We start from the raw sequence: 26,752 nt of genomic DNA on the forward strand, positions 1-26,752 counted from the left end.
TTGACCGCCTGCATGGCGAGACGAATCTGAGGAAAGCATCATGTTCGTCCCCACCCGGAGTCTGTCATGATTCATCGGATCCTCGCCGGTGTGATTCTTGGCGTCGTGGTTCTGGCCGCCGCTGCGATCGTGCAAAAGGCGGGTGACGGCCTGCACTGGCCCGAGCCGCAGGCCGTCGGAGCGGCCAGCCGCTGACAGTGAGGCGTCATGGAACGCGATCCAGCTGACCGAGGCTCTGAGAACGTCAGTCGCCACCGTCACTCGAGGCCCCTCGCCAATCTCAGTCCGTCAGCGGAGCGGAGCGAACCACCGCCCCACCTCACGGGCAACGGCGGGAAGCTGGCGGTGAGTCATGGCCAGTGTCAGAAGGCCGGCGACAATCAGGAACCCGGTCACCTGCAACGCCGCGAGGGTTTGTTCCGGAAAACTGAACCAGAGCACCACGACCAGGAGGCCCGTCACGGAGGCCGCCAGTACGGCCACGACGACAATCAGCCATCCCACACGCCGCTCCAGACGTTCCACTCGGTCGTTCATGTTCGAGCCTCCGTCGGAATTGTCTTCCAATGACTCTTCCTGGACCAGCCAGTCGCGTCTCCGTTTCCTGACCGGTTGAGCGTCTTTCGGTTCCCGCGGAGAGCCCTCGGTTGAGAGTCGAACGGGCAACAAGGACCCGCGACGCGTGACTCTGCAACTCCGGGCAGCAATGGGGCCGCTGGGACTCGAACCCAGAACCAAAGGATTATGAGTGAGGATGGCGAATCGCAGAAGCCAATAAAAGCTCACGGTTTGCGTCGACACGAAAACGGGCTTACAGCGGAAACGTCAGTACTTCAGCAGCTCGCCGATCTAATCTCCCTCTGGCCCGAACTTCCCAGGCCGGTGAGAGACTGGATCGTCACCTGTGCGAAGGCAGCCATCCCCGTCGTCCGGGTGTCGTGATCGTGGCGTCGGCTCGCGAGCGAACTTCGGAAAGGAGACGCAGAATGTCTACGCCGAAGGGGTAATGCGCTACGGCCCAAGCCACTTCGCACGCCTGGAAGTATTACGAATCAGAACAGCGCGCTCGCCGGCACTGTTGCTTAACTTGATCTCAGACGCGGCCACGGAATCGATCGTGAGTTCGTTCCACGTCTGGGAGGTACTTTTTCCATTAATCTCCTTCCGAACTTTCAATTTCAGGATACGGAGCCGTGTCCACAGATCAGCATCGCGGTCAGCGCTGACGAAGAGAACGGAATCGGACACACGCCAGCGATGCGGCCTCGAAAACGGATCGCCCTTCAGCCAGAGACGACCATCTTCACAGAAGTCGTAGTGTTCAATTCCGTAAGGCCCCCAATCGGCAGTCCACGTCCCCACCAGCCTCGGATCGATCCTCGGACGAGTCGACCACCACAGCCCGCCGCCAAGGATAAGCAGGACGAGTACGGCGATGGTGAGTCGGCGACGGCGAGTCATTGGTCACTCTGGTCGGCGACGCGTGTCCAGGTGAACGGGAAGTCCGGAAAGTTGGGACCCACTGGTTTCAACCTGATCTCATTAGGACCGACCGCTACTAACTCGAACTCCCTGGACTCTCCCCCCGGTAGCGGCCGTCCCGTGAGATTTGAGTAGAACAACCGTGCGTCATCCCTGATATCGTTCCAGAGCGACGGTGCTTCGAGTTCAGGCGGCGTCCTTAACGTGAGTCGATTGCCGGATACGTGCCACCGGAAGGCCGCGGGCGTCCAAGTCTTCAGGTCGGAGTTCAACACACGGGCACGTCCCGTGGACTCCAGAGCAAGCACTTCACCGATCGTTCCCAAGCCTCTCCATCTGCCTACAAACCTCTGATCCACCTGCGGCCAAAACCACCAGCACAGCCCCACCGCGAGGACAGCGACCACGACGACTACCCGTCGCCTGTGCCGGTTCGGTGGTGACGGGGAAGAGGTCATTCGGGGATGCGGGTGAGAATCAGATTGAACTCCGATGATTCCGGCCTCCTGATCACGAATCGGTCTGATGAGATTTCAGACAACAACATGGTGGATGCATCATTCGAATCAAGACTCACTGTTCCGCCGCGGAATCCGCAAAAGAACGCGGCAAGCATGTGGCGGAGTCCTACGGGGGTCGCAGCGGGAAATACTGATCCGACAATGAGTGTTTCATCCTGAACACGCCATGAATACCGATGCGGCTCCCGGGCAATGGAATCAACCTGACTTGCGGTTCCGTTTGAGCGAAACGTAACCGTGCCGTAGACCGATGAGTCCTTCTGCCAGACCATTCGCCATTTCCCGACGAACCTCGCATCCCCTCGCGGCCAGCACCACCAAGCCGCGGTCGTCACGAGCACGAGAACGAACGCGACGACAAGCCAGCGGCGTCGGCGTTTCTTCGTCGGTGGTGTGCTCGGTTCCATCAGGTAGCCCTCCGAGGTGAAGTCTACCGGAGGGCAGGGGGGCGCGGCGAGAAGGGACGGCCGGTAGACTCGTCGACCATCCGACGAAAGGCATCTGGAGGTTGCGGTGAGCGAAACAGGGTTGAAGAGCATCAGCGCAGCGATCATCGTTGGGGGTGGGTGCTTGATTATCGGCCTGGCAAATACCGGGAGCCAGGACAGTGCAGTCGTGACGGGGCTAATTGGCATTGGCGTCGTTGTGACGGGAATCTACGAATGGCGGCAGCTCTTGAAGCGCCCATGACCGACGACACCCCTCCGAAGCCGAAACGCAGACGCTGGCGATGGGTCTGCGTCGCCCTGGTGGCAATGTCACTCGCAGGCGGTGCGGTCCCCGTTTGGGACAATCGAGTTGAGCAACGGGCGCAGGCGTGGCTGGCCGAAGCGTCGAAGCGGAAACTGCTGATCGCGTACGACACCGTGGGCATCATCCCGGGGATTGAACACGTGTTCGGCAAACAGCTCCTGGGGCGCCGTCAGATCACCGTGGGCGTCTTCGGCATGCAGGACGCGCAGAATCTGAAAATGATGCCGCCTTGCCCGGTGCGGTTGGTCATCAATGTCTGCGGCAGTCCGTGGGATGTCGTCGAGTGGCTCCGCCTGCACTTTGGAAATGCGATCGAATGACCGAACCCCGCATCATCGTCGCCGAGTCGCACGGCCACTGAAACGCCTGGTTTGAGGACCGGCCGCACGAGACTTTCGGCGGTAACACGCTGGGGACCGCCTGTCTTCAAGATGCCGCACGAGACGGACGTAGCAGAGATGCTCCGTAGAGATGTCAACGCGGCGCGGGAGGAGTGGTTGTACGGTGCTGGTGACGACGTACAGGAGCACGCTAGGCGGCCAGCCTCGGACTTCCTGTCAGTCCAGAATCACGACGGAGCGGTCATCGACTTCCACGCACTTAGGCACACCTGCGGAGCTTGGTTGGCGAAGGCCGGCAATCACCCGAAGGTGGTTCAGACGATCATGCGACACTCGACCATCACACTGACGATGGGCACGTACGGTCATCTGTTTCCGGGCCAGGAGTCGGAGGCTGTCGCGAAGCTGCCGGAAATGGTCCCGTTACAGTGGAATTCACAGTGTTCGGGTGACACGTCGCCGCAATCGGGTGCAGCTCCTTGCAGCGTGATGAAAGGCCGGTCGAAAAAAGAAAGGAGCCGCAAAGCCTGCGTGGAGAGCGATTTACAGCTCTCCCTGCAGTGCCATGCAACTCCGGGCAGCAATGGGGCCGCTGGGACTCGAACCCAGAACCAAAGGATTATGAGTCCTCTGCTCTAACCGATTGAGCTACAGCCCCCGAAGACCCGGAATGACAGCGACTTGCGGCATCGCACGCAAGCCCGCGAGAAACCTGGCCCCGGAAGTGTGGATTCTCTCTCCAGACGTCGGCCCGTTCGATCCGCCCTGCGCGAAAAAGCAGAACTCGAACGCGTTGCGGGGCGCGTGTCCGACCGGCCAATGGCTATTCTGCGTCGACGGCATTCCATCCCGCGCGCACCAGTGGTTTGGACGATATCTCTGAAAGGCGAGTGATGTCTCGAGCGGTTCTTTTCTTACTGGTCGTGTTCGCAGCCATCGCGCCGGCGGCCGGCGCTGATCAGGTCCCATTCACGCTGGAGCAGGTTCGCAGCTATCCCTTTCCCAACGAGCTCACCGCCGCCCGTTCCGGCTCACGGATCGCCTGGGCCGTTGATGATCGCGGGCGGAGAAACATCTGGGTGGCGGAAGGGCCCGATTTCGAACCCCGGAAGCTCACGAAGTTCGATCTCGATGACGGCCAGGAACTGACTGCCGTCAGCCTGTCGCCCGATGGCGACCATGTGGTGTTCGTCCGCGGTGGAGATTTCGGCAGTAACTGGGACCGCGGCGTCGGTGTCAACACGCTGTCGCTCCCGATTCCGCCAAAGCTGCAGCTCTGGGCGGCGCCGTTCGCAGGAGGCGACGCCAGGGTGCTCGCTGACGACGTCGACAGCCCGGCCATTTCGCCGCGGGGCGACATCGTGGCCTTCAACAAGGGAGGGCAGGCCTGGAGTGCGAAGCTGGACGGCTCGTCGCCGGCCCAGCCCATGATTGCCACCCGCGGTTCGACCAGCAGCCTCACGTGGTCGCCCGACGGCTCAAAGCTGGCGTTCGTTTCCTCGCGCGACGATCACGCCTTCATCGGCATCTACACGGACGCCACAACCCCGATCCTGTGGATTGATCCTTCGACCGCCCGTGACGGCTCGCCGCGCTGGTCTCCGGACGGCAAGTCGCTCGTGTTCGTTCGCCGACCCGGCTCGGGGCCCGAACCGGCGATCAAGAAGGTGCCGCAGCCCGAGTGGTCCATCCGCGTCGCCGATGTCGCAACCGGAACTTCGCGGGAAGTCTGGAAATTCCTGGCGACCCGCGGCCGGAATTCCTCGGGAGCATCGAACCTCGACTGGGCCGCCGGCGACCGGATCGTGTTCCTCGCCTCCTTCGACGGCTGGCCACACCTCTATTCCCTCCCGGTGGCCGGCGGGGAACCGGAGCTGCTGACCCCCGGCAAGTTCCACCTCGAACAGGTTCGACTCAGCCCCGATCGGAAGTTCCTGCTGTGCGCGGGGAACACGGGGCCCGATGCGCTGGATATCGACCGTCGGCACATCCTGAAAGTCCCCGTCGACAGGCCCGAACTGAACGTGGTGACTCCCGGCGACGGCCTCGAGTGGTCCCCGGTCGTCACGGGCGACGGCAAGGCCATTGTCTGCCTCTCGTCCACAGGGCAGCGGCCCCCCATGCCGACCTTGCTGCCGGCCGACGGAGGCCCTGCGAAAGTCCTGGGAGAGTCTCACCTCGCGAATTTTCCAGTTTCTCAACTGGTCGCGCCGAAGCAGGTCGTCTTCAAGTCGCCGGATGGGCTCGAGGTTCACGGCCAGCTCTTTGAAAAGCCCGGACCCGCAACGAAGAAACCCGCCATCGTCTACGTGCATGGCGGGCCCCAGCGGCAGATGCTGCTCGGCTGGCACTATTCCCCCTACTACGCGAACGCCTACGCCTCCAATCAGTATCTCGCGTCGCGAGGATACGTCGTCCTGTCGGTGAATTACCGGCTTGGCATCGGATACGGCCAGGCGTTTATGAGCCCCGGAAAAACAGGGGCGTCCGGCGCCGCCGAATACATCGACATCAAGGCGGCCGGCGAATACCTGCGCTCGCTTCCGCAGGTCGACCCGGACTGCATCGGCATCTACGGCGGCTCCTACGGCGGATACCTGACCGCACTGGCGCTCGCCCGCAATTCCGATCTCTTCGCCGCAGGGGTCGACATCCACGGCGTCCACCGCCAGCGCACTGCAAGGGAGAACGCCGATCCGAAGGAGACTGATGCGGGCGCCGTGGCCTGGCGGTCGTCGCCCGTCTCGGCGATCGAAACATGGAAGTCGCCCGTCCTCCTCATCAGCGGGGATGACGACCGCAATGTCGCCGTCTCGCAGACAGTCGATCTCTCGCGACGGCTTGCGGCCGCTGGAGTTCCGTTTGAGCAGTTGATTATTCCCGACGATACCCATCACTTCATGCGGTTCGCCAACTGGATGAAGGTCAATGCGGCCACCGCCGAGTTCTTCGACCGTCAGATTGGCTATCCCGATCCCGCGCAGCAGCCGCAGGTGACCGCGCAGGCCTGGGCGATTCTCGACGGCCAGACCGGCAAGCTTCTCTATGGCAAGGAGGCGGACGAACGTCGGAAAACCGCGAGCACCACGAAAGTCATGTGCGCCAGCGTCATCCTGAAGCTGGCCGAGAAAGATCCCAAGGTCCTCGACGAGATCGTCACCTTTTCGAAACTCGCCGATGACACCGTCGGCAGCACGGCCGGCATCAAAGTGGGGGAGAGCCTTCCGGTTCGCGACTGTCTCTACGGGCTTCTTCTTCCCTCCGGAAACGATGCAGGGAATGCCCTGGCCGAGCATTTCAACGATCGTTTCGATCCTCCGGACGCCACGATGATCCAGTCGCTCGGTCTGGATGTGGAGCTACTCAAGACCCGCATCAACTTCATTGCCGAGATGAACCGCACGGCCCGAAGCTGGGGCGTGACGGGCACGGAGTACCGTTCGTCCTACGGAGACGGCGGGACGCCCGACCAGCGCACGACGTCGGCCGGGGAACTCGGCCAGGTCGTCTGGAACGCCTTCCAGAACAAGCGCCTGCGGACCGTCGTCGGCACGAAGGCGTATGCGTGCAAGGTGCGGCAGCCTGACGGAACGCTGCGCGATGCCCGCTGGGAGAACACGAACAAGCTGCTCGATCGATATGGCGTCGATGGCGTGAAGACCGGCACCACCAACCAGGCCGGAGCCTGTCTGGTGTCGCATGCCCGATTCGGCGCCGAAGACTATTTCTTCGTCGTCCTGGGCGCCGCGCGGGATGAGGCACGCTTCTCCGACACCGTCGATCTGATCCGCTGGTTGAAATCCCGACGTGCGACGCCGGAGTCCCATTAACCGATCGGGGACTCAATTTGCCGCGGCACTTCTGAACTCCTCGCGGACTCCTGACTCCGGATCACGGTGCGGATTCCGCGAGGACCTTTTCATAGTACGCAGCCGCCCGGTCGTAGGCCGCGCGGGCCGCAGGCCGCTCGGCCTCGCGAATATTGCGTTCCTTGGACTTCCAGCAGACATCGACCGCCTTCCGGCACCATTCCGCGCTCGCCTTGCGGGCGCGAACTGGATTCCCCTCGACCGTCACCCATACCGGGTTCGTATGGACGCTCGGAAGGATCCGGACGGCGATCCACGACGACCTCGCGACGTCGACTTCGAAACGCAGCGTTTCCATCGTGCCGTCCGCTTCGATGTCTTTCCGGGCGACCGGTTCACCATTCACGATGACCTCCACCGGAACCCGGCGCGACTCGCCAATGCGGCAGCGCTCAATGTTCCAATACGGCTTCGCATCCAGGCGCGAGTTCCGGATCCGCCTCGTCGTTTCCGTCTCCGTCTGCTCGAGCAGCGCGGCGGCGTCCAACTCGACCGTCACCCGGCCCTCCGCGGGGAGTGCCAGCGTGCTCACGCCATCGGCCGTCGGCTCGCCGACGCCAACCGTTGTCCCAGCATGCGAGACGCGGTAGTCGATCAGGTGGCTCATTCCATCGCCGACGTAGCTGCGGCCAAGCTTGATTCCCTGGGCCCATTGGTCGAAATCGAGTGGCTCGTCCTTCGACAACTTCACGTAGCTGCGTCCCAACCCGACACGCTCCCCGTAGATACAGGGAAAGTCGGTCTCCCCGCTGATGCGAGTGGTCACGCCACAGTTCAGCGTGTGATACCAGATGTTGAGTTCCCAGATGCTGGGGGTGTCGACGGCCGAGATGAAGTCGCAGGCTCCCAGCGGCCCGGTGACGATGTATTCATTGGCGCCGATGCCATCGAAGGGCGGCATGGCGTCGTCAGGAAGCTGGCTGGCCGCTTTGCCGGGAGTCGGCCGGAAGCGTCCGCCATAGGGGATCGGCGCCGGCGACCGCCTGCCGTCGGGCATGACGTCGGGCAGTCCCAGTCCCCATCCCGAGTGGCTGTAGCCGACCACGCCCCCCTGCTTCTGTCCGAACTCGAGGACCGGCAGGGTCCAACTCGGCCAGTCTTCGAGGAGCGTCGTCCCGGGGTAATCGTCTTCCGTCAGTCGCAGCAGGCACAGATGACCCGCATGCGATGAGGGAAACCCGCTCACTTCCACGTCGTATCGCATCAGGTAGTTGGGCTTCGAGAGGGCGGAAGTCTTGCCTTCGAAGTATTGCTTCTGCGTGTACCAGCAGGGGCCCCACGACAGAACACAACCGACATTCAGGTCTTCGCCCAGAATGTGGCGCATCATGTCCCCAGGGCCGACGCCTTCGGTCGGACTGTCGTAATGGGCGCAGCCTGCGGCATGGACGTGGTGATCTCCCGAGAACCAGCCGCGCTCGCGGGGATGGATCCAGCGGACGAGCCGCATCGATTCGCGATGGCTCTTCACGCCGACCGGCACGGTGATCGTTCTCCGGAGCGGCATGTATTCAGGACCGCGCGTTACTTCGATGGTGTACTCGCCCGGAATCAGCGGGACGGTCTCGCCGCTCGCGCGGTAAACCTGGTGATGGAAGAAGAAATCGGGAGCGATCCGCCGCGATGGATTCGGATAGACACGCTGGAGCCGGTCGCGAATCGTGAACGCCGCCGTCGTCGGCTGGCCGTCATGGTCGCGAACGTCCAGCACGACTTCGACGCTGGGCGCGATGTGGAACAGGATCGGCACTTCTCCGCGAAAGCCGAGATCCTGCGTCCCCTGGCCGACGCTGAACGCGAACGAAGCCTCCCGTCGTCCGACATCCCGCGCGTAAAGCTGCAGGATGCGATACTCGACGCCAAGCCCCGAGAGGTTCGGCTTCAACGGCTGTTTATCGAACTGGTCGATGTCGAGGAATCGGTGGGGCACATCCGCGGCCGACGTCAGTTTGCTGTCGGTCAGCGGCTTCTCACGCCGGCCTTTCCCCTGCAGATACGGCGTCGCCGAATTCGGACTGGTCACTTCGAGTTTCGGCGTGATTCCCGCTTCGTTGACGACCTTCACCAGGAACGAGCGCCAGCCGTTCTGGTCAAGCTCCTTCTTTGCAGGTCCCTCGACGGCTGAAACCCGGCTCTCGGCGTTAATCGTCACCACCGCGAGCGCCATCGGATCAAAGATCGCCTGGATCTCGACGACTGAGGCCCGGCCATCGGGATTCGCGATCGCCGCAGCCAGGGCCTCCTGCTGCGACTTCGAAAGTGGCGAACCGACGTACTCCAGCGCGTCGCGTAGCCGCTCTGCGGCCGCGGCGAATGGCTGCGGCTCGACAGTGCGGACCGGTTCGATGTCCGTGGCCCGGGCCACGGCCGCGAAGCCTGTCACGAGCAGGATCGGTGTCAGCACGACGCACAGAGCAAGGCGCATCAGTCTGTCCCCCAGGCGAGCGGTGCAGGTGAGAGCTGGGGAACAATCTATCCGGCCCCGGTCGGCAATGCCTTCATGGAGAATGGTTTCTGTCCATCCCCCGTTTCGTGTCAGAAAACGTGAAGCCGTGTGTAAAACAGTGATAGACCAATGATGACCTTTTCCCCACAAACCCGGGCAAGCCTGCTGATTCGCGTCCGCAATCCGGCGGATCAGGCGGCGTGGCATGAGTTTGTGGAGATCTACTGGCCCGTGATTCACAGGCTGGCCCGCCGGAAGGGGCTGCAGGAGGCCGACGCCGACGACCTGGCGCAACAGGTGTTGATGTCCGTCGCCAAGACGATTGAGGAACGGCCGCACGACCCGGGCCGTGCAAAGTTCCGGACCTGGCTCGGACGCGTCGTCCAGAATGCGGCCTTGAATGCCCTCACTCGTGCGAAGCCTGATCGCCCGGCAGGGGGCGACAGTCACGACGCGCATGTCCGAAACGCCGTGAGTCGCGAACCCGACTCTCAACTGATGCAGCTGGAATTGCGTCGCGAAGTGTTTCGGTGGGCCGCCCGGCAGGTCGAACGGGAATTCCAGGCGGACACGTGGCAGGCATTCTGGTTGACAGCCGTCGAAGGACGGGCGTGCGACGATGCGGCGAGGAAACTGAAAAAAGGTGTCGGCGCTGTTTATGCCGCGCGCAGCCGGGTGATGAAGCGTCTGCAGGAGAAGATCGAGGAGTATGCCGCAGAGTCAGGGAGTGTGTAGAGGAACGCATGATTCATTCGCCACGGCTGGTTTGGCCGTGTGGGAATGAGAGCGCTGCACACTGTTTCACGGCTCACAGAGTCGTGGCACTTCCTGGTTGTTGGTTGAGATCACACCACGGATTCATTGATACGAAGATGAGCAGGCGTCCTGCCTGTCCCCCCGATGTCCATTTCCCCATCCACCTGTGATCCGCGCCGCCCGCTCCAGTTTCTGGAAGGCGCGCTCAGCGATGCCGACCAGTCCGCGTTTGAGACTCATCTGGAGTCGTGCCCGATCTGCCGTGCGTCACTGGAGTCGAAGGCCGGCGATGTCCAGGCATGGTCGGAAGTCCGCGAGTATCTGTCGTCCTTTGGAGAGGATGCCGACGCCACGCGCGATGCGGTCCAGGAATCCTCGGAGATCGGCGACCATGGGATCACGGCTGTCCTCAAGCTGCTCGCGCCGACCGATGATCCCGCCATGGTCGGTCGCCTGGCCGGCTACGAGATCGTCGGCGTCATCGGATGCGGCGGCATGGGCGTCGTCCTCAAGGGGTTCGATGCCCGCCTCAACCGATTCGTGGCGATCAAGCTGCTCGCTCCTCATCTCGCCGCCAGTGCGTCTGCCAGACGCCGTTTTGCGAGGGAAGCCAAAGCGGCCGCGGCCGTCGTCCATGAAAACGTGGTCGCGATTCACGGAGTTTCCGAGTTTCAGGGGCTGCCGTACCTCGTGATGCCGTATGTGAAAGGGGAGTCGTTGCAGAAGCGGCTCGACCGCAGCGGCCCACTGGGAGTTTCCGAGGTCCTCAGGATCGGCCGTCAGATTGCCGCCGGGCTCGCGGCGGCCCACGCGCAGGGCCTGATCCATCGCGACGTGAAACCCGCGAACATCCTGCTCGAAGAGAATGTCGATCGACTTCAGCTGACCGACTTCGGGCTCGCCCGAACTGTCGATGACGCCAGCGAAACAAGAACCGGCATTATCGCCGGCACTCCCCAGTACATGTCGCCCGAGCAGGCCCGCGGCGACGCGCTCGACACCCGGAGCGATCTCTTCAGCGTCGGCAGCGTGATGTACACGATGTGCGCGGGGCGGCCGCCGTTTCGTGCGGAGACGCCTTACGGAATTCTGCGACGAATCACGGACGACACGCCGCGACCTTTGACGGAAGTGAACCCTGACACGCCGGGATGGCTGGAAGCGATTGTCGGGAAACTGCACAGCAAGGAGCCAGCGGATCGGTTCGTTTCGTGCGAGGAGCTGGCGGAGACGCTGGAGCAATGCCTCGCTCACGTCCGGCAGCCGGCGACGGTGGGGCTGCCTGAAGGAGTGACGAAGCTGGTGAAGCCGGCGCGGCCGGGCAGCGCCGGAATCTCAGCCGCCCGGTTCATGCGTCTGATGAAGACAGGACGCGGCCAGATGACGGCCGGAATTCTGGCGACAGCAACGCTGGCGGGCGTGTTCGTGATGATGCGGCAGCCGGCGGCTGAACTGGCGAGTGAATCGGGTTTGCCGCCGGCGGGGCTTCCCGAGTCGACGTTGCCAGTGCTTGATCCGGCACTCGACTGGGATCGGGTCGCCGGCGAGACGGAATTGCTGAAGGGACAGGCCGAGGAGCTGGCGGGGCGGGCGGAGCAGTTGTGGGACGGCGCGAAGATTCCGTCGGCCGAGATGCCTCCTTGATGAAACGCGAGGGAGAGCGGCTGGTATGAGCCGGTGGATGGCGTCCAAGTTCGCGCAGCAACGATGACACAGCGAAGGCATCCGGAGACTGACGTCCCGATCTGGCGGAAAGAAGGAGAGTGAAATGAAGCTCACAATGATCCCGCTGTTCGTACTGGCGTTGCTGATCAGCGCACTACGGGCCGATGAGACCAAGACTCCCGTCAGCACCGACGTCGCTCCGCAAACATCGACCGAACCGCCGGCCGCTCAGCACGCCGAGTCGCGGGATGACCATTGGCTGACCTCAATCTCGGAGGGCCAGGTCCGCGCGAAAGAGACTGGCCGCCCGCTGCTCATCTTCTGGCGCACCGGCGAAACCGAAGCCGGCGGGCAGATGGGGCGAAACCTGTATTCGGGAATGATCAGAAACGTGCTTCGGAATGTCTTCGTTTCTGTGGACGCCGATCCTGGCAGCGAAACGGTCCCGTCGACGCAGCTCAAGATCACGGCAGATCCGACGGTGGTAGTCACTGACGCCGATCTCAAGGAGCTTCATCGTTTCGAAGGTCTGCGGAGCCCCGAGGAGATCGTCGCCGAGCTGTACGTTGCTGGCTCGAAGCTGTCGCCGCCACGATTCACGGCTTCGACGCCGCTGGGAATGAAGAGCTTCTATGTGAAGCGGGAATCGGTGACTGGACTGCAGAAAGGAGATCTGGCGGACGTGGCGCTGACATACGAACTGCAGTCCACGTCTGGTCGTGAGCTCAAATCCCAACTGATCCTCGAACGGGTGCCTGTTGCGGATGTCGTTCACGGCGCTCCGAACGACGAGTCGCCGGTGAAGGAAGGCGTTCGGTTGCTGCTGACACCAGCGAAGGCAGACGCGATGGAGTCTGTCCTCAACCGCTCGCAGATCTCCCTCACATATCGATCGCCGGACCAATTGGCGCGGTTGAAGGAAGAGGATTTCGAGGCGCGAATCGCGGAAGTTCGGAAAGCCGCGCCGCTCGAGGAGAGTGGCGAATCAACAGACCAGCAGAAGGCTCAGCCGTCCGTCACTGAAAACGCAGGCGATGCGGAGACACCTCGGCCTCTGCGATTCGTCCACTATGTGTCGCACGGGCAACGAGCCATGCCAGTGTTCACGACATTGATGGAGGAACTGGCAAAGCAAGACGTTGCTCTGGGAGTCGGCCATCCTGGTGAGCCGCCGGCCGATCAACTTCGGATTGAAGTGACTGTCGACGAATCCGGCGATTGGAAAGGGCCGGTGAGCGGTCTGCTCAAAGAGATCAGTGAACTGCCGGTGCAACGGCTGGCCCTATCGTGTGGTCCGGCCCAGGGGAAAGGTGAGACCAGGGTCACTCTGCGTTGGGGCGAAGAGGCTCCCAAAGCCGATGTCACAGCGGTGAGGGATCTGATGCAGCGACAGTCACGGATTCTTGTGGCATTCACCGGTCCTGTTGAGGTGGCTCCCTTGCCCGGCGCACCTGCGGAGCGGGGAGGGCTGAAGATTGTCCGGCTGAGCCACGCGAAGGCGCCCGCGATGGCCGTGCTGCTGAGCCAGGTGGTGATGGGACCAGGCTTCACGGCCGTGGCCGACGAGCGGACCAATTCCGTCGTTCTGAAATCGCATGATGCGGAATCTCTCGATGCCGCGGAGGCCTTGCTAGCCAAACTCGACGATGCGGGGCCCTCCCCCGGAAAAACGACTGATCTGATGGCGATGGGAATGGGGATGGGGTCTGAGGGGGACATGTCAATGGGCATGGGGGCCCCTCCCAGGAAGGCGGTCTCTCAACTCCAGAAGGAATACGCCGACCGGGAGGCGGCGGCGGCGAAGCTGGCAAATGAACTTCGGGGTCTGCAGGCCTCGTCCGAAAGGGGCCAACCGGCCGAGGTCCGCGAGCTTTCGAGCGATGAGTTTTACGCGCAGGCCGGGAGTTCGCTTGAGGGCTTCATTGAAAAACTGCATCAGACAAAGCTGGGACGGAAGCCCAGGCAGGAGGAACAGGCCTACTGGCAGGGGGTGTTGACGACGAATGGATACGACCGCGTGGGGCTGGTGCGGCAGTTCCTCGACTCCGTCGCACCTGGCAAGCTCGACGCCGAAGCCGGGAAGGGGGATCCGAAGCAGGCCGCTTTGCGCAAGCAGTTGAAAGACGCTGTCAAGAAGTCCTTCGAGGCCCGGCAGGCGATGCTGGCCGCGGAGTTGGAGGCGATGCAGGCGAAGCTCGCCGTGACCCGGCAGTCACTCGAAGCGCGGAACCGGATCTCTGGAGAGATCGTCGCCCGGCGGGTAGAGGACCTGCTGAATCCCGCACTCAAGTGGGATGAACCTCAACCGGCCAGCGAATCGTATGCGGCGTCGCCGCAGCCTGCGGTTTCGGGGCCGGGCAGACTGCCCGTTGATCCGAACGCTCCGACGGGCGTCCGAAAGCTGCCGTCTTTGGCGACGTCCGGGCCGCAGTCCAGGGGCCCCGCCGGTCGATCGGATGCGAGTTTACAACCGGCCGCCGCGCTTCCTTACCCCCCGGCGGCGTCGGAAGCCATTCCGACTCCGCGACTGACCGGGATCTGGGAATCGCACGTCGAAGGAATGGGGATGATGGGCGGCATGGGCGGCATCCCGCCTTACCGCGGGGCGGGGATGTCAATGATGCTGGCGGGAGAGATGTCGGGCGCCCCCCGGCCGCGACTGGTGATCGAAGGCGAGATCGCGGCGCTGTACGAGAAGAACGAACGCCGGCGTCTGTGGAGGATGTCGGTCGGCCGGCCCGGCCAGATCTGGACGCCGATCACCTTCACCCCCCTCGATGAACTGCCGGCCATGCAGGGGAGCTATGCCACGAAAGACCAGGTCCTGACGGTCGTTACTGCCACCGATGAGGGACCGGAGATTGTGAGTTACCACCGCTCCATTGCAGCGGTCCCTCCCGACTGGGCGAAACAGATGCAGGCGGACGCTGGTGACAAACTGCGGGCTGCCGAGGATCAGTTTCACCCTGCCGCGCGCATCGATCTTTCAAATGCTGCTTCGGCAGGCGGACAAGACGTTCTTTCGAAGGTGGCGGGACTTTGGACGAAGCTCGGCAATCTGGGCACGGATCCCGCCGGCATGGGCATGGGAGGAAATCCAGAACTCGGAAATGCGCCGCAGGAATACCTGGTGATCCACGCGCATGGCGCCGCGGTGTACGAGAAGAATCAACGGAAGCAGTTGTGGACGATCTCAATCGACAATTCAGATGAAACCCAGGCGCGGCTGACCTTCCGACCGGTGGGCGGGGGCGTCGGCATGCAGGGGACATATGCATTGAAGGGGGGGGCATTGTCAGTCGTCAGCGTCGGCGAGGAAGGGCCGAAGATCGTCCAGTACCGGCGCATCCTGCCCGTGACTCCGCCGGAGTGGGCGGCGGAGATTTCGAAGTTATTGCCGAATCGCAACCTTGATCTTCTGCGAGGCGTCTCCTCCGGCGAAATGCGGCCAGGCTTTACACCCGCAGAGCGAGACGCGAAGCCACGGGCCGCGTCTGGCCAAACCACGCCTTCGGACCAGTTCCTCCGCGACGATGTGCAGTACTTCCCGCCTGCACCGTTGCAGAGGACGGCGCCAAAAGAGGATGCGGTTTCCGATGAGTTCCGACAGCGAAATCCGGGGCCGCGCGCAGAGCGGCAGCCATCCGATTACCTCGAACTGCTCGACCGGCATCACGCAGCGCTTGCGGACTACGACAAGCAGCTTCAGAACGTGGGCAACGATCACCCGCAGACTCAACAGGCCCAAGGCGGGAAAGCACGCACCCTGCGTTCGATCGATGTGATCGAGATCGAATTCGAGGCGGAGCTGGATGCGGCGGCCGGAGAAGTCGAAGTGAAACAGGTCGAGCTCAAGGCCGCAAAGGCATCGCTCGATCGCGAGCGGAAGCTCTTTGAATCGAACGCGACAACGCAGACGAAAGTCCGGCAGCAGGAGTCGGCTGCAAGGCTGGCGGAAGCGCGCCTGAAGGCGGCGGAGACACGGCTGCGTTTGTTCCTGTCGACGAGGGAGAAACTGTTCCCTGACAAGCCCGATGGGCCGATTGCTCCGACGGATCCGGGGACGTCGCCGCCGGTTCCGCCCGCAGCCGCTCCTCAACCCGTCCCGGCACAGCCAGGTCCGGCGCCGGCAGCCCCTGCGGCCTCTCCGTCAGCACCGAAAACACCGGCGCCGATGGCTCCCTCGACGATTCCGGGGCCCAATGCCTGATGCGATCTTAAGGATTGCTTCGTCGTCAGGTGTCGCGTCGTTCGCGAGTTGCTCCCCGGACGCCTGCTCGGGGAGCCTTGATTCGCGAACGACGCTCAGCATCAGCCGACGAGCGCCTTGATCGGCTTCACCGCCGGGTCGGCGATCGGGAACTCGCGGCCTTCAAGGTCGAAGCTGCCGTTGGAGTCGACGCCGACGGCGGCCAGGTAGGTGTGGAACAGCTCGGCTGCGTCGCACTGGCCGTCGACCACTTCCGTTCCGCGGTCGTTCGTCTTTCCGTAGGCCGCGCCCCGGGGCAGCTTGGCGCCGGCCATCGCGATCGACCAGGCCGCGGACCAGTGGTCGCGGCCATAGTAGAGGTTCACGTTCGGAGTGCGTCCAAACTCGGAGAGAACGACGATCAGCGTGCTGTCGAGCATGCCCCGCGCGGCGAGGTCCGTGACCAGGGCCGCGAATGGGCGGTCGAATTCACCGACCTGCTCGAGGTGGAAGTTGAAGTTCTCGTTGTGGGTGTCGTAGTTGGAGTGAGTCACCTGGACGAACGTGACTCCCTTCTCGAGCAGCCGGCGGGCGAGCAGGGTGTGCCGCCCCAGGTCGTGCTTGCCGTACCGCTCCAGGTCGGCCGCCGGTTCCTGCGTCACGTCGAAGGTGTCAGCCTTCTGCATCAGCTTGAGGGCCTGCTCGTAGCTGTTCGTGTACGCATCCGTGATGGCCGTGCGGCGACGCGACAGGAACCGCTCGTTCACCTTGCGGCGGAAATCGTGCCGCGCCTGCTCAGAGACGTCGCTGACGGCCGCCGGCCGTTTGAGATACGACGGCGGATTCCCGTTGCCGAGGCTGATGCTCGCATACTTCGGGCCAAGGTACGCGGAGTCGCTGCCGCGTGATCCGCCGCCGCCCGGAGTGATGACGACATGTCCCGGCAGCGGATTCTCTTCCGGCGCGATGGCCTTGGCCACGACCGCCCCAAGCTGCGGATACGACTGGGCCGGCTGCTGGCGATGGCCGGTCAGGACGTAGTACGCCCCTTTGCCGTGGTCGTCCTCCTTCGTGTTCACACCGCGGGCGACGCACAGATGGTGTGCGATCTTGGCCGTTTCCGGCAGCAGTTCGCTGAAATGCACGCCAGGCACGGACGTCGGGATCGACAGGAAAGGGCCGCCGGTATCCGTGCCGGGCTTCGGGTCCCAGCTTTCCAGCTGGCTCAGCCCCCCGTGCATGTTGAATACGACAACCCGCTTCTGCTCGCTCGCGAGCTGCGCGGCCTGGGAACGTCCCGCGAAGACCCCGAGACCGCCGACCACAGCGCCGGTCGCGGCGCCGAGAAACGTGCGACGGGCAATGAGGTGCTCCCGCGACTGGCAGGCATAGTTGCAGTGACGCATGGGAAATCCTTTGGTGGGAGTGAAGGCCATCCGTGCAATGTGTCTGTTCAACCGGGCGGTCAGCCGTCCGGAGTGTCGATCAGTTCTTGAAGTCGGCCGCCGAGTTCCGGCGACAGATGTGAGATCCAGGATGAATCGATCAATCCGACCTCCAGCATGTCCCGCAGATGAGTGCGGTCCTTATCGCGAAACGAAGTCAGTTTCATCCGCACAAGCGCGTCCAGAGACACGAGATCGAAGCTTTTGTCGCGGATGCGTTCGTCGATCGAGGGGGCCGTCGCGGAATATTCCTGGCGGACTTTCTCATTCGCGAAGATGACATGGACTGCGTCGCGGAACTTTCCTTCCGGACCATCGAGGAACATGGTCACGTCCGCCGCGTGGCGATGGAAAAAACCGGCCGACTCGAGAGCAACGATCGCAGCAGGAAGGTCTGCGCGATTCAGAAGCAGGTCGACATCTGCGGTGTTTCGGACGGCAGCTTCATCGATCGTCGAGACCCATGCGGCGACGGCGTTACCGCCGATCACCGCGTAAGGAACGCCGGCCTGTTCCAGCGCTGCAGTCGCCCGCAGCAATCTCTGTCTGACTTTTTCCACAGCCCCGATCATCCTTTCCCACGAAACGGAACCGTAGTCGGTTGTCGCCATTCCGGTCCTCCTTTCGTATGAGAAAATGATAGCGGGTCCACACAGCAACCACTGACAGCCTCTGTCAGTGGTTCATCCGAAACTCAACGCTCGCAATCAGGCTCCAGACAAGTTCCTGGGCCGCCACCGGCTTCTGGTCGGCCGGGCGGGACGTCAGGTACTTCTCCACGTCGGCCATCTCTTCGTCGCTGGGCGGACGGCAGAGAACGGTTTCATACAGAATGCGGGCGGCCTTCTTGGTGTCGGGCTCGTCCAGCATTCGCTTCGTGACGTTGTTCCCCTGCTGACCCGACCACGCGATCATTGCGTCGGCATTGGCGGTGAACAGCGCCTGGTCCGCCGAGGCGAAGAAGTCGTCCTGGGGGGCTCCCGCAGCGGCGCCGTACAGGTTGACGTACAGCGAACGATGCGGCTTCAGCAGCTTGTCATGCACCCGCTGCTCGAGGTCGCGCTGGCGAGCCAGCTGCTTTGCGGCGTCCTGCTTGTCGGCGTCGGTCATCGGCGCCGCCTTTTCCAGTTCCGCGACCTCGACTGCCTTGTAGTTCTCGTAGATCCCCGTCACCCGGAACACGCTGGCACAGAGCTGTTCAGGGGTGAGCGGCTTGAGCGTGGCCACCAGTCCGTCGTTCGACCAGCCCGCCGTCAGCGAAGCCAGCACCACGTCGAACGCCGCCTTTGCTTCGGCGGCTTTCTGCGCGGCGTGTTCGGCCGCCAGCCGGGCTGCCTCCGCCGCTTCGACCCGGCGGCCGCGCTCCGCGATCGCCTGTTCAAAGTCGCCCTGTGCCGCGGTTCGCTTCTCGACTGCGACCTTCTCCGCAGCGATCGCGGCCTCGAGTGCCTTCTGTTGTTCGACGGCCGCCGCGTCGAGTTCCGTCTTCCGTTTCGACAGTGTCGTCAGCGCCTCCGTCAACGCCGCATCGGCCGGCAGCTTCTCCAGCGCCGTTTTTGAAGACGCGATGACAGCATCCAGTGCGATCGTCGAATCCTGCAGCTTCGCAATCGTCGCCTTCGACGTTGCGATGGTTTCCGAGGTCATCGCCAGGTCGCGAATTGCCTGCTGGTACGCCGCGTCAACGGCCGGAAGTGAATTGCTCATCTCGGCCATCTTCGCCATCGATGCATCGGCCAGAGCCCGCGAGTCGGCCAGCGATTTCTCGACTTCAGCAACCTGCGCCTGCTGTGTCTTCGCTTCGACCAGGGCCTTCGCGGCGACCAGCTTCTGCTCGACACGATTCAGGGAAATCTCCAGCGACTCCATCTGCGTTTTTGACGCGGCCCAGTGATCATGCTTCGCGCGGCACGCGTCCCGCAACGGGTTCAGCTTCGCGACCGCCGCATCAATCACGGATCGCGAACCGGTCAGTTCCTCCGTCACCGGCGCGACCGCCGCTTCCTTCTCGGCAGTCGCCTTGTTCAACGCTTCCACTTCCGCTTTGAGCGTCGTCAGTCGCTCGTTGAACTTGGCCGCCGCGGCGGCCAGCTCTGTGTCCATCGGCAGCTTCTGGGTCACTTCCGTCGCCTTGGCGGCGGCTTCCCCGACGGTCGTCGCGATGCCGTTCTTCGCATCGGCCGCGGCCTTTGCGTCGGCCAGCGCTTTCTTTGCGGCGTCGAGTTTCTTGACCACTTCCTGTGACTTCGCGACCGCCGCATCACGCTCCGCCAGGGCAGGCAAGACAGCCGCCTGGGCGTCGTTCCATTCCTTCAGTGACGTTTCTTCGGCCTGCCGCGCACTGTCGATCCTTGGCTTCAGCTGTTCCTGCTCGGCCAGCAGCACGGCCATCGCGGCGACGGCCGTCTCCGCGGCCGCGGCGACATCCGCAGGCCGGTCGATCGCCCGCTGATACACATGGCTGAGCGCGATCTCCCGGAGAAATGCGGGAATGCTGAAATTCATCGCCGCAAACCGCTCGCCCAGCACCCGCAACAGCTCCGGATGCGTCGGCGGATTTCCGGCATGTCGCAGGTCCGGCGGAGAGACGAGACCTCGCCCGAGCATGTAGGCCCACAGGCGGTTGGCGATATTCTCGTTGAACATCCGGTTCTGACCGTTCGTCGCCAGCTCGGCGAACTTCTGCCGCCGGCTGTACTTCGGAACTGGCGCTTTCGCTCCGGCCGCCAGGGGATGGTATTCGTCCCCCGGGTACACCACCGGCTCGGTGATCTCCGCCTCGCCCGGCAGTTGCGGGGAGACGACGTGCTTGACCCCCTTCACGAACACCGATTCAAACACCACGTCGGAGTGGGCCTTCTCGACGTAGTACCCCTTGAGTGCCGCCCCCTCCATGACATCCAGGTTGCTGCTGGCGCCGAAGAACGCGAGCAGGCCGTGGTAGTCAGTCTGCCGGTAGTCACTGATGAGCGGGTGGTCATGACATTGCGCGCACTGCATGTCGACGCCGAATAAGATCCGGCCCACATCGCGGGTCACGGCATTCGGTTCGCCCCCCCGGTCCAGGAAGAATCGGGCGGCCGTTCGGGTCGCGGGATCTTCGCTGCTGGCCGTGAGCATCTCGCGCACAAGTACGTTGTACGGCTTGTTTTCCTGGAACGACTTCAGCAGAAAGGCGCTCCAGTCGTCCGCGCCGACTTCCTTTGCGACCCGTCGTTCCATCAGCATCACGTCGAAAAACGTCGCGATGTTTCGGGTAAAGTGGGGCGACGCCAGCAGGCGGTCGATCACAACTTCGCGCTTGTTCGGCGAAGCGTCGTTCAGAAAGGCTTCGAGTTCCTCAAACGTCGGCGGCATCCCGATGAGGTCGATCGAGATCCGGCGGAGAAACTCGCTGTCGCTGGCGAGTGGCGCTGGAACGCCCACGGAGCCAGCAGCGACGATGCGGTCGATTTCGACACGCAGCGGTTCCTGTGCCGAGGCTGTTGCGGCCCCGAAAAGACAGGCGAACAATGCAAACGATCTGAGTGCGGACCAAGGCATCATGCTTTGGCGGCTCCTCTGCGGGTGAGGTCATGGAGGCAGGGTTGCGAGGAATCCACCCGATTCCCGCGACAGTCCGGCCGGGCGCCGGTTCCATCAACGCATCACAGTAAGTTGATACGTTAGGTCGCAAATCGACCTCGGTCAATCAAAACCCCCCATTCGGCATACGTTTGGTAGCTTAGGACCTCCAGATCACCCTGACGGAAAGATTGTCATGCCCCCCGAGACCAAACCCCGTGTTGAGGTCCTCTATTGCGGAGATACCTCGCTCGACACCGCCGCCAGCTACCTCGCCGGACTCCTGGCCAACGCCGGAATCAAATTTCACTACGTCCCCAGCGACAAGCCGGTGGAGGAAAACCTCGTGAACGGCTCCTGGTCGCTGGTGATCGTCAGCGACTATCCCTCCCCACGCTTTTCCCGCGAGCTGCAGAACGTCGTCGTCTCGCGCGTCGAGAAGGGGGCCGGCCTGCTGATGATCGGCGGATGGGAGTCGTTCCACGGGCTCGGCGGCGACTGGGACGGAACTCCGATTGGCGACCTGCTTCCGGTCGTCATCGGGAACAAGGACGACCGCTGGAACTGCGATCGCCCCTTGATCGTCAAGCAGCAGGCCGCACATCCCATCGTGGATGCACTTCCGTTCCAGAGTCGACCGCCGCTGATCGGCGGACTGAATCGCATCCAGGTGAAGCCCGGCGATACCCAGCTTCTTTCGGCCGAGCAGTTCCAGCTCGAATGGAACGGTGACACGCCGCAGCTGAAACCGTCCGCGTCGTATCCGCTGCTGGTCGTCGGCAAGCGGGGGCAGGGGCGTGTGGCCACGTTCTCCAGCGATGTCGCTCCCCACTGGGTTGGTCCGCTCGTCGACTGGGGCGATGCCCGTGTCACCGCGACCGCTCCCGGCGCTCCCGGAATCGAAGTCGGTGACCTCTACACCGAGTTCTTCACCCGCCTCGTGTTGTGGACTGCCGGCCGGCCTTGAATCACACTCGTCCGTGATCCTGCGATCGTGCTTCATCGAATGATCGGACCCCGTCGCTCGGCGGCGTCAGCACCACCACCACGTCCTGCCTCGCAGCGGAAGGCCTTCATGCGCTCCCTCCTCGCTTTTGCTTTGTGTTTGACACTCTGTGGTCAGAATGCCGCTGCGGACGCCCCGGTCTCCCATCGCGTTCTTGGCGCCGACAAAGGGCGCCTCGCCATTGTCGAGCCCGATGGAAAAGTCTCCTGGGAACATCCCTGCAAAGGGACGCCGCATGACCTGACGCTGCTCGAGAGCAGCAACGTGCTGTTCATCAACGCCGATCGCGAAGTCCTCGAGGTCTCGCCGGCCGGGGACATCGTGTGGCAGTACAAGCCGCAGCCGACAGGCGCGGACGTCAAGAAGATTGAAGTGCATGCCGCCCAGCGACTGGCTGATGGAAATACGCTTGTCGCGGAGACCGGGAACCGCCGGCTCGTCGAAGTCGACTCGAAGGGGAATGTCGTGAAGTCGATTCCGCTGACAATCGACAAGCCGCACCCGCACCGCGACACGCGGATGGCCCGCAAGCTTCCGAATGGCCACTACCTCGTCTGCCATGAAGGGGACAGCAAGGTCCGTGAGTACGATCCGGCCGGCAAGGTCGTCTGGACATACACGCTCGATCTCGCCGGTCGCCCGGAAGCGCCCGGCCACGGCGTCGAAGGGCATGGCACGGCCGTTTACGGCGCCCTGCGACTCGCCAGCGGCAATACGCTGATCGCCTGCGGAAACGGCAACCGGGTCATCGAGGTCGACCCGACGGGAAAGACCGTCTGGTCGATCGAGCAGAACGAACTCCCTGGCATCCAGCTCGCCTGGGTGACGACGCTCCACGCCCTGCCGAATGGCAACGTCATCTTTGGCAACTGCCACGCTGGCGAGGCGAACCCGCAGGTGATTGAAGTGAACCGCGACAAGAAGGTCGTCTGGACGCTCAGGAACTTCGAGACGTTTGGCAACTCGCTCGCAGCCGTTCATATCGTGGATGCGAAGGATGCGATTCGGTGAGCAAGGCTGACGGTGTGTCGCGTGGAAGGTTCATTCGCTGCTGCGTACCGGTGGTGATGGTCGTCTCGGTTCTGGCTGGGAGTTCGAGCCGCGGCGACGCTCCAGCCACCTTCCGGAATCCCATCCTTTCCGCCGGCGCCGATCCCTGGGTGATCCGTCACACCGACGGCTTCTACTACCTTTGCGGATCGACGCGCGAAGGCATCTTCCTGCTGCGCTCGAAAACGTTGTCCGGCCTCGCGTCCGGCGAAAGGAAAGTCATTCGACCGCCGCACGCCTCTGGCCCGAGCAGCCGCCAGGTCTGGGCTCCGGAATTGCACCGCCTCGACGACGGCTGGTACGTCTATTTCGCGGCCTCTGACGGTGACAACAAGAACCACCGCATGTTCGTGCTCGAGAACCGCTCGGCCGATCCGTTCGAGGGATCCTTTATTGAAAAAGGTCGAATCGCCGTTCCAAACGATGACGCCTGGGCGATCGATGGCACAGTCCTCGAGCACGACGGAACTCGCTACTTCGTCTGGTCGAGCGCCCGCGGAGAAGAGCTCGACCCGCAGGTCCTCTCGATTGCCAGCATGTCCAATCCATGGACCGTCGAATCACCGGCCGTTGAAATCTCGCGTCCCACCTATCGCTGGGAGCGGCGCGGAGATCCGGACGTCAATGAAGGACCGCAGGTCCTGACTCGTGATAAGCGAACTTTCATCGTCTACTCCGCAAGCGGAAGCTGGACGGATGACTATTGCCTGGGCCTTCTGTCCCTCAAGCGGAATGGCGATCCGCTCGATCCGGCGGCGTGGACGAAGTTCTCCGAGCCCGTGTTCCAGTCCGCGAACGGCGTGTATGGCCCGGGGCATGCCAGCTTCACCACTTCGCCCGATGGCAGGGAAGACTGGATCGTCTACCACGCCGCCCGGGAGAAAGGATCGGGCTGGGATCGCAATGTCCGTATCCAGAAGTTCGGATGGACGACCGGAGGAACTCCCCGCTTCGGCCTCCCCGTCTCCGTCGACCAGCCAATCCGGAAACCGGGCGGCGAATAACCGCCTGTCAGTCGCCGTGCTTCTGACGCAGGCGACTCGATGTCCGCAGCATGGCGTGAATCCGCTCGAACTCGTTGAGCCATTCCTGCACAACGGAATTCCGTTCGTCTTCCGCGGTGAGCAGTCCCGTCGGGCACGCGGCCCCGCCGATGTTCGACATCATCTTCCGATACTTCGAAAGCGTCCGGTCGCCATAACGGCCGCAGAACTGGCCATCCTCGCTGAGAAACACCACGCACGGAACCCGCGCAGCGCCGCAGGTGTGGAGTTCGGCTGCCACGTCCGCATCGGCATCGCGGTCGAAATAGCGCACCTGGATCTTGTCCGTCGCCTTCGCAAAACGTTCGAAGGCCGGGCACTGATTGATGCAGTCGCCGCACCAGGCCCCGGCGAGAACGACGACCTTCATCTCGCGGGTGAAGCTTTCCAGAAGCGACGTCTGCTCGGCCGAAAGCTCCATCGCCGCGAACGTGTCGTCCCACCGTCGTCGCTGCTCCGGCGTGGCGTGGCGGTCGAGGAACGCCGTGTACGTCAGCCCCGAATCAAACTTCGCGCCGAAATCATACGGCATCGTTCAAATCTCCGTGCAGTCAGTGAAAACAGGAATCAGGGGACGCGAGTCCAAGTGTAGGTTTCGGTCGGATCGATGACGCGGATGAGATGCATGCGATCCGGTTCGATCGAGCCGATGCGATAGGTCGCCTGGCTGCCGTAGGTCTTGATAATGCTGTTGGCCGAATCGGCTGGCGTACCCGACTGGATCGTGTAGACCAGTTTCCCGTCCTCCACGATCCATTTCAGCTCGAGCTTCATCTTCGCGCCGTAGAGCAGGCTCGCGACGAAATCGAAGGTCACGTCCATCGACGCCGTGCCATCGGCCCGGTTGTCGACAACGCGTGTCCCGTTCGACTCCGTTTTCCAGCGTCCAGGAATCATCGCGCGAATGTCCGCATCGGTCGGCAGCGACTTCTCCGCCGTCGCGACCGCAGCTGGTGCTCGGTCCGGCGGATTCGTCCCCAGGCTCAGGCCGACGACGGACACGACGCCGAGCGAGGCCAGCAGGCTGAACCCGGCGCGGCGTGGCAACGGCGATGCGGCTCTCGTCATCCGACTTCGTGGACCAGGAGCATGTTATGCCGGCTCGTCGGGAGGCCGGTTCCCGACAGCAGGATCAGCCGGTCGCCGTTGACCAGGTCGCCCGATCCCCGTCCGCGGGCGATGATGTATTCCAGCAGACGCCGGTCGTCGTTCACCGGAGCATTCGGCAGCGGGATGACTCCCCAGTAGAGGCACATCCGCCTCAGCGACGCCGTCGACTCGCTCACGCCCACGATCGGCGCCGGTCCCCGGTACTGCGACACGCTGAGGGCCGAGACTCCGGTCGCCGTGGCGACGATGATCAGTTTCGCGCCGAGCGTTTCCGCGATCTCGACCGCTGCGCCGGTGGTTGCCGCGGTGATCGGTGCAACGTTCAGTTGGCCCCGCGGCGCCGGTTGACGTCGGATGAGTGTTTCCGTCGCAACGGCGATGCGGTGCATCATCTCGACCGATTCCCGCGGGAACTTTCCGACGGCCGTCTCGCCGGACAGCATGCACGCATCAGCGCCGTCGAGAATGGCGTTCGCGACGTCGGTCGCTTCCGCCCGGGTCGGCAGCCGCGAATGATGCATGCTGTCGAGCATCTGCGTCGCGATGATGACCGGCTTGCAGGCCCGCCGGCAGGCGCCCACGATCCGCTTCTGAACGACCGCCATCTGGGCGATATCGACTTCGACACCGAGGTCGCCGCGGGCCACCATCACGGCGTCCGCCTCGGCAACGATCGCATCGAGTTCCGCCAGGGCTTCCGGTTTTTCGATCTTCGCGCAGATCTGCGCCTCGGAACCCAAGGGACGCAGCAGCCGCCGCAGACCGCGCACGTCATCCGCGCGGCGCACGAAACTCAGGCTGATGTAGTCGGCGCCCGCAGTCGCCGCCCATTCCGCGTTCGAGGCGTCTTCCGGGCTCACGGCAGGGGCGCTCAGCTTCGCCCCGGGAAGGTTGATCCCCTGGCGGCTGCGGACAACGCCGGCCTGGACCACCTCACAGATCGCGACATCCGGCTCGACGGAAACCACCTGCAGGGCGACCGTTCCGTCGGCCAGCATCACGCGATTGCCAGGGCGAAGTTCATCGAGAAGCGGCTTGTAGGCGGAGGCCAGTTCGCCCGGGCCGGGAGTTTCGTTCCGGACGATGCGGATCGTGTCGCCCGAGTTGCAGTGCACTTCACCGTCATGCAGTTCAGTGAGCCGCATCTTCGGGCCCGCCAGGTCGACCAGCACGGCGACCGGAGTGCCAACTTCCAGTTCCGCGGCGCGGACGTTGTCGAGCGAGGCCTGGTGATCGGCCCGGGAGCCGTGGGCCGTGTTGATGCGGAAGACGTCCACACCCGCGCGAATCAGTTCCACGAGCCTGGTGACCGACGAACAGGCCGGCCCGATCGTCGCCACAATCTTCGTCCGGCTGGCCCGTTTCCAGGGGGCCGCGGCAGCCATCGTCGCCATCAAATTCAACCTTCCGTGAACTAAAGCCTGCGTCCTTGGCGACCGGCGTCACTGCCGCGGACTGAAACTGGCTGAATGGTACCGCAGCGAACCCCGCTGTCACGCGCCGCGGGTCGCT

General features: G+C 63.3%; 19 protein-coding genes, 1 tRNA gene and 1 pseudogene. 10 read left to right on the top strand and 11 right to left on the bottom strand.

The window, feature by feature from the left end:
* Positions 1-66: 66 nt before the first annotated feature.
* Positions 67-195: a hypothetical protein gene (locus tag Pan44_RS28110; protein WP_261342585.1), complete on the top strand. Its 129-nt coding sequence runs from the start codon at positions 67-69 to the stop codon at positions 193-195.
* 93 nt (positions 196-288) lie between these two features.
* Here the strand turns inward: Pan44_RS28110 and Pan44_RS14355 are convergent, their stop codons facing one another.
* The 3 genes from Pan44_RS14355 to Pan44_RS14365 form a co-directional block, all read right to left on the bottom strand.
* Positions 289-537 carry a hypothetical protein gene (locus Pan44_RS14355; protein ID WP_145030722.1) on the bottom strand — a complete coding sequence of 83 codons (249 nt, stop codon included), beginning with the start codon at positions 535-537 and terminating at the stop codon, positions 289-291.
* A 474-nt stretch (positions 538-1,011) separates the two neighbouring features.
* The gene (locus Pan44_RS14360; protein ID WP_145030723.1) at positions 1,012-1,461 is read right to left on the bottom strand and encodes a hypothetical protein; all 450 of its coding nucleotides are present in this window, start codon (positions 1,459-1,461) and stop codon (positions 1,012-1,014) included.
* A 475-nt stretch (positions 1,462-1,936) separates the two neighbouring features.
* Entirely contained in the window at positions 1,937-2,275 is a 339-nt protein-coding gene (locus Pan44_RS14365) for a hypothetical protein (protein ID WP_145030724.1), read from the bottom strand.
* Between the two features lie 390 nt (positions 2,276-2,665).
* Between Pan44_RS14365 and Pan44_RS14370 the strand changes: the two genes are divergently transcribed.
* Positions 2,666-3,076: a hypothetical protein gene (locus Pan44_RS14370; RefSeq protein WP_145030725.1), complete on the top strand. Its 411-nt coding sequence runs from the start codon at positions 2,666-2,668 to the stop codon at positions 3,074-3,076.
* A 138-nt stretch (positions 3,077-3,214) separates the two neighbouring features.
* Positions 3,215-3,457, top strand: a pseudogene (locus Pan44_RS28285) (tyrosine-type recombinase/integrase); the annotation flags it as partial.
* A gap of 224 nt (positions 3,458-3,681) precedes the next feature.
* On the opposite strand, the gene Pan44_RS14380 reads toward Pan44_RS28285, so the two are convergent.
* A tRNA-Ile gene (locus Pan44_RS14380) sits at positions 3,682-3,755 on the bottom strand.
* A gap of 235 nt (positions 3,756-3,990) precedes the next feature.
* On the opposite strand from Pan44_RS14380, the gene Pan44_RS14385 reads away from it, so the two are divergent.
* Positions 3,991-6,927: a prolyl oligopeptidase family serine peptidase gene (locus Pan44_RS14385; RefSeq protein WP_145030726.1), complete on the top strand. Its 2,937-nt coding sequence runs from the start codon at positions 3,991-3,993 to the stop codon at positions 6,925-6,927.
* A 61-nt stretch (positions 6,928-6,988) separates the two neighbouring features.
* Here Pan44_RS14385 and Pan44_RS14390 read toward each other — a convergent pair whose 3' ends face one another.
* Complete coding sequence (locus Pan44_RS14390) at positions 6,989-9,391, bottom strand: CehA/McbA family metallohydrolase (protein ID WP_145030727.1); 2,403 nt, start codon at positions 9,389-9,391, stop codon at positions 6,989-6,991.
* 150 nt (positions 9,392-9,541) lie between these two features.
* Between Pan44_RS14390 and Pan44_RS14395 the strand changes: the two genes are divergently transcribed.
* The 3 genes from Pan44_RS14395 to Pan44_RS14405 all read left to right on the top strand — a co-directional run bounded on the left by Pan44_RS14395 (position 9,542) and on the right by Pan44_RS14405 (position 16,043).
* Entirely contained in the window at positions 9,542-10,147 is a 606-nt protein-coding gene (locus Pan44_RS14395; protein ID WP_231754052.1) for an RNA polymerase sigma factor, read from the top strand.
* Positions 10,148-10,312: 165 nt separating this feature from the next.
* On the top strand, positions 10,313-11,812 hold the full coding sequence (locus tag Pan44_RS14400; protein WP_145035038.1) for a protein kinase domain-containing protein: 1,500 nt from the start codon (positions 10,313-10,315) through the stop codon (positions 11,810-11,812).
* A gap of 124 nt (positions 11,813-11,936) precedes the next feature.
* Positions 11,937-16,043 (top strand): secretin N-terminal domain-containing protein, encoded by a 4,107-nt coding sequence (locus Pan44_RS14405; RefSeq protein ID WP_145030728.1) that lies wholly within the window; start codon positions 11,937-11,939, stop codon positions 16,041-16,043.
* 101 nt (positions 16,044-16,144) lie between these two features.
* Here the strand turns inward: Pan44_RS14405 and Pan44_RS14410 are convergent, their stop codons facing one another.
* From Pan44_RS14410 to Pan44_RS14420, 3 genes are all read right to left on the bottom strand, one after another.
* Positions 16,145-17,428 (bottom strand): DUF1501 domain-containing protein, encoded by a 1,284-nt coding sequence (locus Pan44_RS14410; protein ID WP_145030729.1) that lies wholly within the window; start codon positions 17,426-17,428, stop codon positions 16,145-16,147.
* A gap of 59 nt (positions 17,429-17,487) precedes the next feature.
* Positions 17,488-18,078: a nucleotidyltransferase family protein gene (locus tag Pan44_RS14415; protein ID WP_145030730.1), complete on the bottom strand. Its 591-nt coding sequence runs from the start codon at positions 18,076-18,078 to the stop codon at positions 17,488-17,490.
* A 64-nt stretch (positions 18,079-18,142) separates the two neighbouring features.
* Entirely contained in the window at positions 18,143-21,013 is a 2,871-nt protein-coding gene (locus Pan44_RS14420; protein WP_145030731.1) for a DUF1549 domain-containing protein, read from the bottom strand.
* A 214-nt stretch (positions 21,014-21,227) separates the two neighbouring features.
* On the opposite strand from Pan44_RS14420, the gene Pan44_RS14425 reads away from it, so the two are divergent.
* The 3 genes from Pan44_RS14425 (at position 21,228) to Pan44_RS14435 (ending at position 24,091) form a co-directional block, all read left to right on the top strand.
* Positions 21,228-21,998, top strand: a complete 771-nt coding sequence (locus tag Pan44_RS14425) for a glutamine amidotransferase (RefSeq protein WP_145030732.1) — start codon at positions 21,228-21,230, stop codon at positions 21,996-21,998.
* A 108-nt stretch (positions 21,999-22,106) separates the two neighbouring features.
* Positions 22,107-23,048, top strand: coding sequence for a beta-propeller domain-containing protein (locus Pan44_RS14430; protein ID WP_145030733.1), 942 nt, complete (start codon positions 22,107-22,109; stop codon positions 23,046-23,048).
* Positions 23,045-24,091 (top strand): glycoside hydrolase family 43 protein, encoded by a 1,047-nt coding sequence (locus Pan44_RS14435; RefSeq protein ID WP_145030734.1) that lies wholly within the window; start codon positions 23,045-23,047, stop codon positions 24,089-24,091. The genes Pan44_RS14430 and Pan44_RS14435 overlap by 4 nt, the downstream gene beginning before the upstream one ends.
* 7 nt (positions 24,092-24,098) lie before the next feature.
* Here Pan44_RS14435 and Pan44_RS14440 read toward each other — a convergent pair whose 3' ends face one another.
* From Pan44_RS14440 to pyk, 3 genes are read right to left on the bottom strand one after another with little or no spacing between them, the layout of a single operon-like run.
* A complete protein-coding gene (locus Pan44_RS14440; protein ID WP_145030735.1) occupies positions 24,099-24,662 on the bottom strand; it encodes a thioredoxin family protein in 564 nt (187 codons plus the stop codon).
* 35 nt (positions 24,663-24,697) lie between these two features.
* Positions 24,698-25,198, bottom strand: coding sequence for a hypothetical protein (locus Pan44_RS14445; RefSeq protein ID WP_145030736.1), 501 nt, complete (start codon positions 25,196-25,198; stop codon positions 24,698-24,700).
* A complete protein-coding gene (gene pyk / locus Pan44_RS14450; RefSeq protein ID WP_197453330.1) occupies positions 25,195-26,634 on the bottom strand; it encodes a pyruvate kinase in 1,440 nt (479 codons plus the stop codon). The genes Pan44_RS14445 and pyk overlap by 4 nt, the downstream gene beginning before the upstream one ends.
* Positions 26,635-26,752 lie beyond the last annotated feature (118 nt).

Source organism: Caulifigura coniformis (assembly GCF_007745175.1).
Classification (GTDB): Bacteria; Planctomycetota; Planctomycetia; order Planctomycetales; family Planctomycetaceae; genus Caulifigura; species Caulifigura coniformis.

Coding starts and splice junctions, on each gene's coding strand:
- Pan44_RS28110 (WP_261342585.1), top strand. CDS start 67: ATGATTCATCGGATCCTCGCCGGTGTGATTCTTGGCGTCGTGGTTCTG.
- Pan44_RS14355 (WP_145030722.1), bottom strand. CDS start 537: ATGAACGACCGAGTGGAACGTCTGGAGCGGCGTGTGGGATGGCTGATT.
- Pan44_RS14360 (WP_145030723.1), bottom strand. CDS start 1,461: ATGACTCGCCGTCGCCGACTCACCATCGCCGTACTCGTCCTGCTTATC.
- Pan44_RS14365 (WP_145030724.1), bottom strand. CDS start 2,275: ATGGTCTGGCAGAAGGACTCATCGGTCTACGGCACGGTTACGTTTCGC.
- Pan44_RS14370 (WP_145030725.1), top strand. CDS start 2,666: ATGGCGGCAGCTCTTGAAGCGCCCATGACCGACGACACCCCTCCGAAG.
- Pan44_RS14385 (WP_145030726.1), top strand. CDS start 3,991: ATGTCTCGAGCGGTTCTTTTCTTACTGGTCGTGTTCGCAGCCATCGCG.
- Pan44_RS14390 (WP_145030727.1), bottom strand. CDS start 9,391: ATGCGCCTTGCTCTGTGCGTCGTGCTGACACCGATCCTGCTCGTGACA.
- Pan44_RS14395 (WP_231754052.1), top strand. CDS start 9,542: ATGATGACCTTTTCCCCACAAACCCGGGCAAGCCTGCTGATTCGCGTC.
- Pan44_RS14400 (WP_145035038.1), top strand. CDS start 10,313: ATGTCCATTTCCCCATCCACCTGTGATCCGCGCCGCCCGCTCCAGTTT.
- Pan44_RS14405 (WP_145030728.1), top strand. CDS start 11,937: ATGAAGCTCACAATGATCCCGCTGTTCGTACTGGCGTTGCTGATCAGC.
- Pan44_RS14410 (WP_145030729.1), bottom strand. CDS start 17,428: ATGCGTCACTGCAACTATGCCTGCCAGTCGCGGGAGCACCTCATTGCC.
- Pan44_RS14415 (WP_145030730.1), bottom strand. CDS start 18,078: ATGGCGACAACCGACTACGGTTCCGTTTCGTGGGAAAGGATGATCGGG.
- Pan44_RS14420 (WP_145030731.1), bottom strand. CDS start 21,013: ATGATGCCTTGGTCCGCACTCAGATCGTTTGCATTGTTCGCCTGTCTT.
- Pan44_RS14425 (WP_145030732.1), top strand. CDS start 21,228: ATGCCCCCCGAGACCAAACCCCGTGTTGAGGTCCTCTATTGCGGAGAT.
- Pan44_RS14430 (WP_145030733.1), top strand. CDS start 22,107: ATGCGCTCCCTCCTCGCTTTTGCTTTGTGTTTGACACTCTGTGGTCAG.
- Pan44_RS14440 (WP_145030735.1), bottom strand. CDS start 24,662: ATGCCGTATGATTTCGGCGCGAAGTTTGATTCGGGGCTGACGTACACG.
- Pan44_RS14445 (WP_145030736.1), bottom strand. CDS start 25,198: ATGACGAGAGCCGCATCGCCGTTGCCACGCCGCGCCGGGTTCAGCCTG.
- pyk (WP_197453330.1), bottom strand. CDS start 26,634: ATGGCGACGATGGCTGCCGCGGCCCCCTGGAAACGGGCCAGCCGGACG.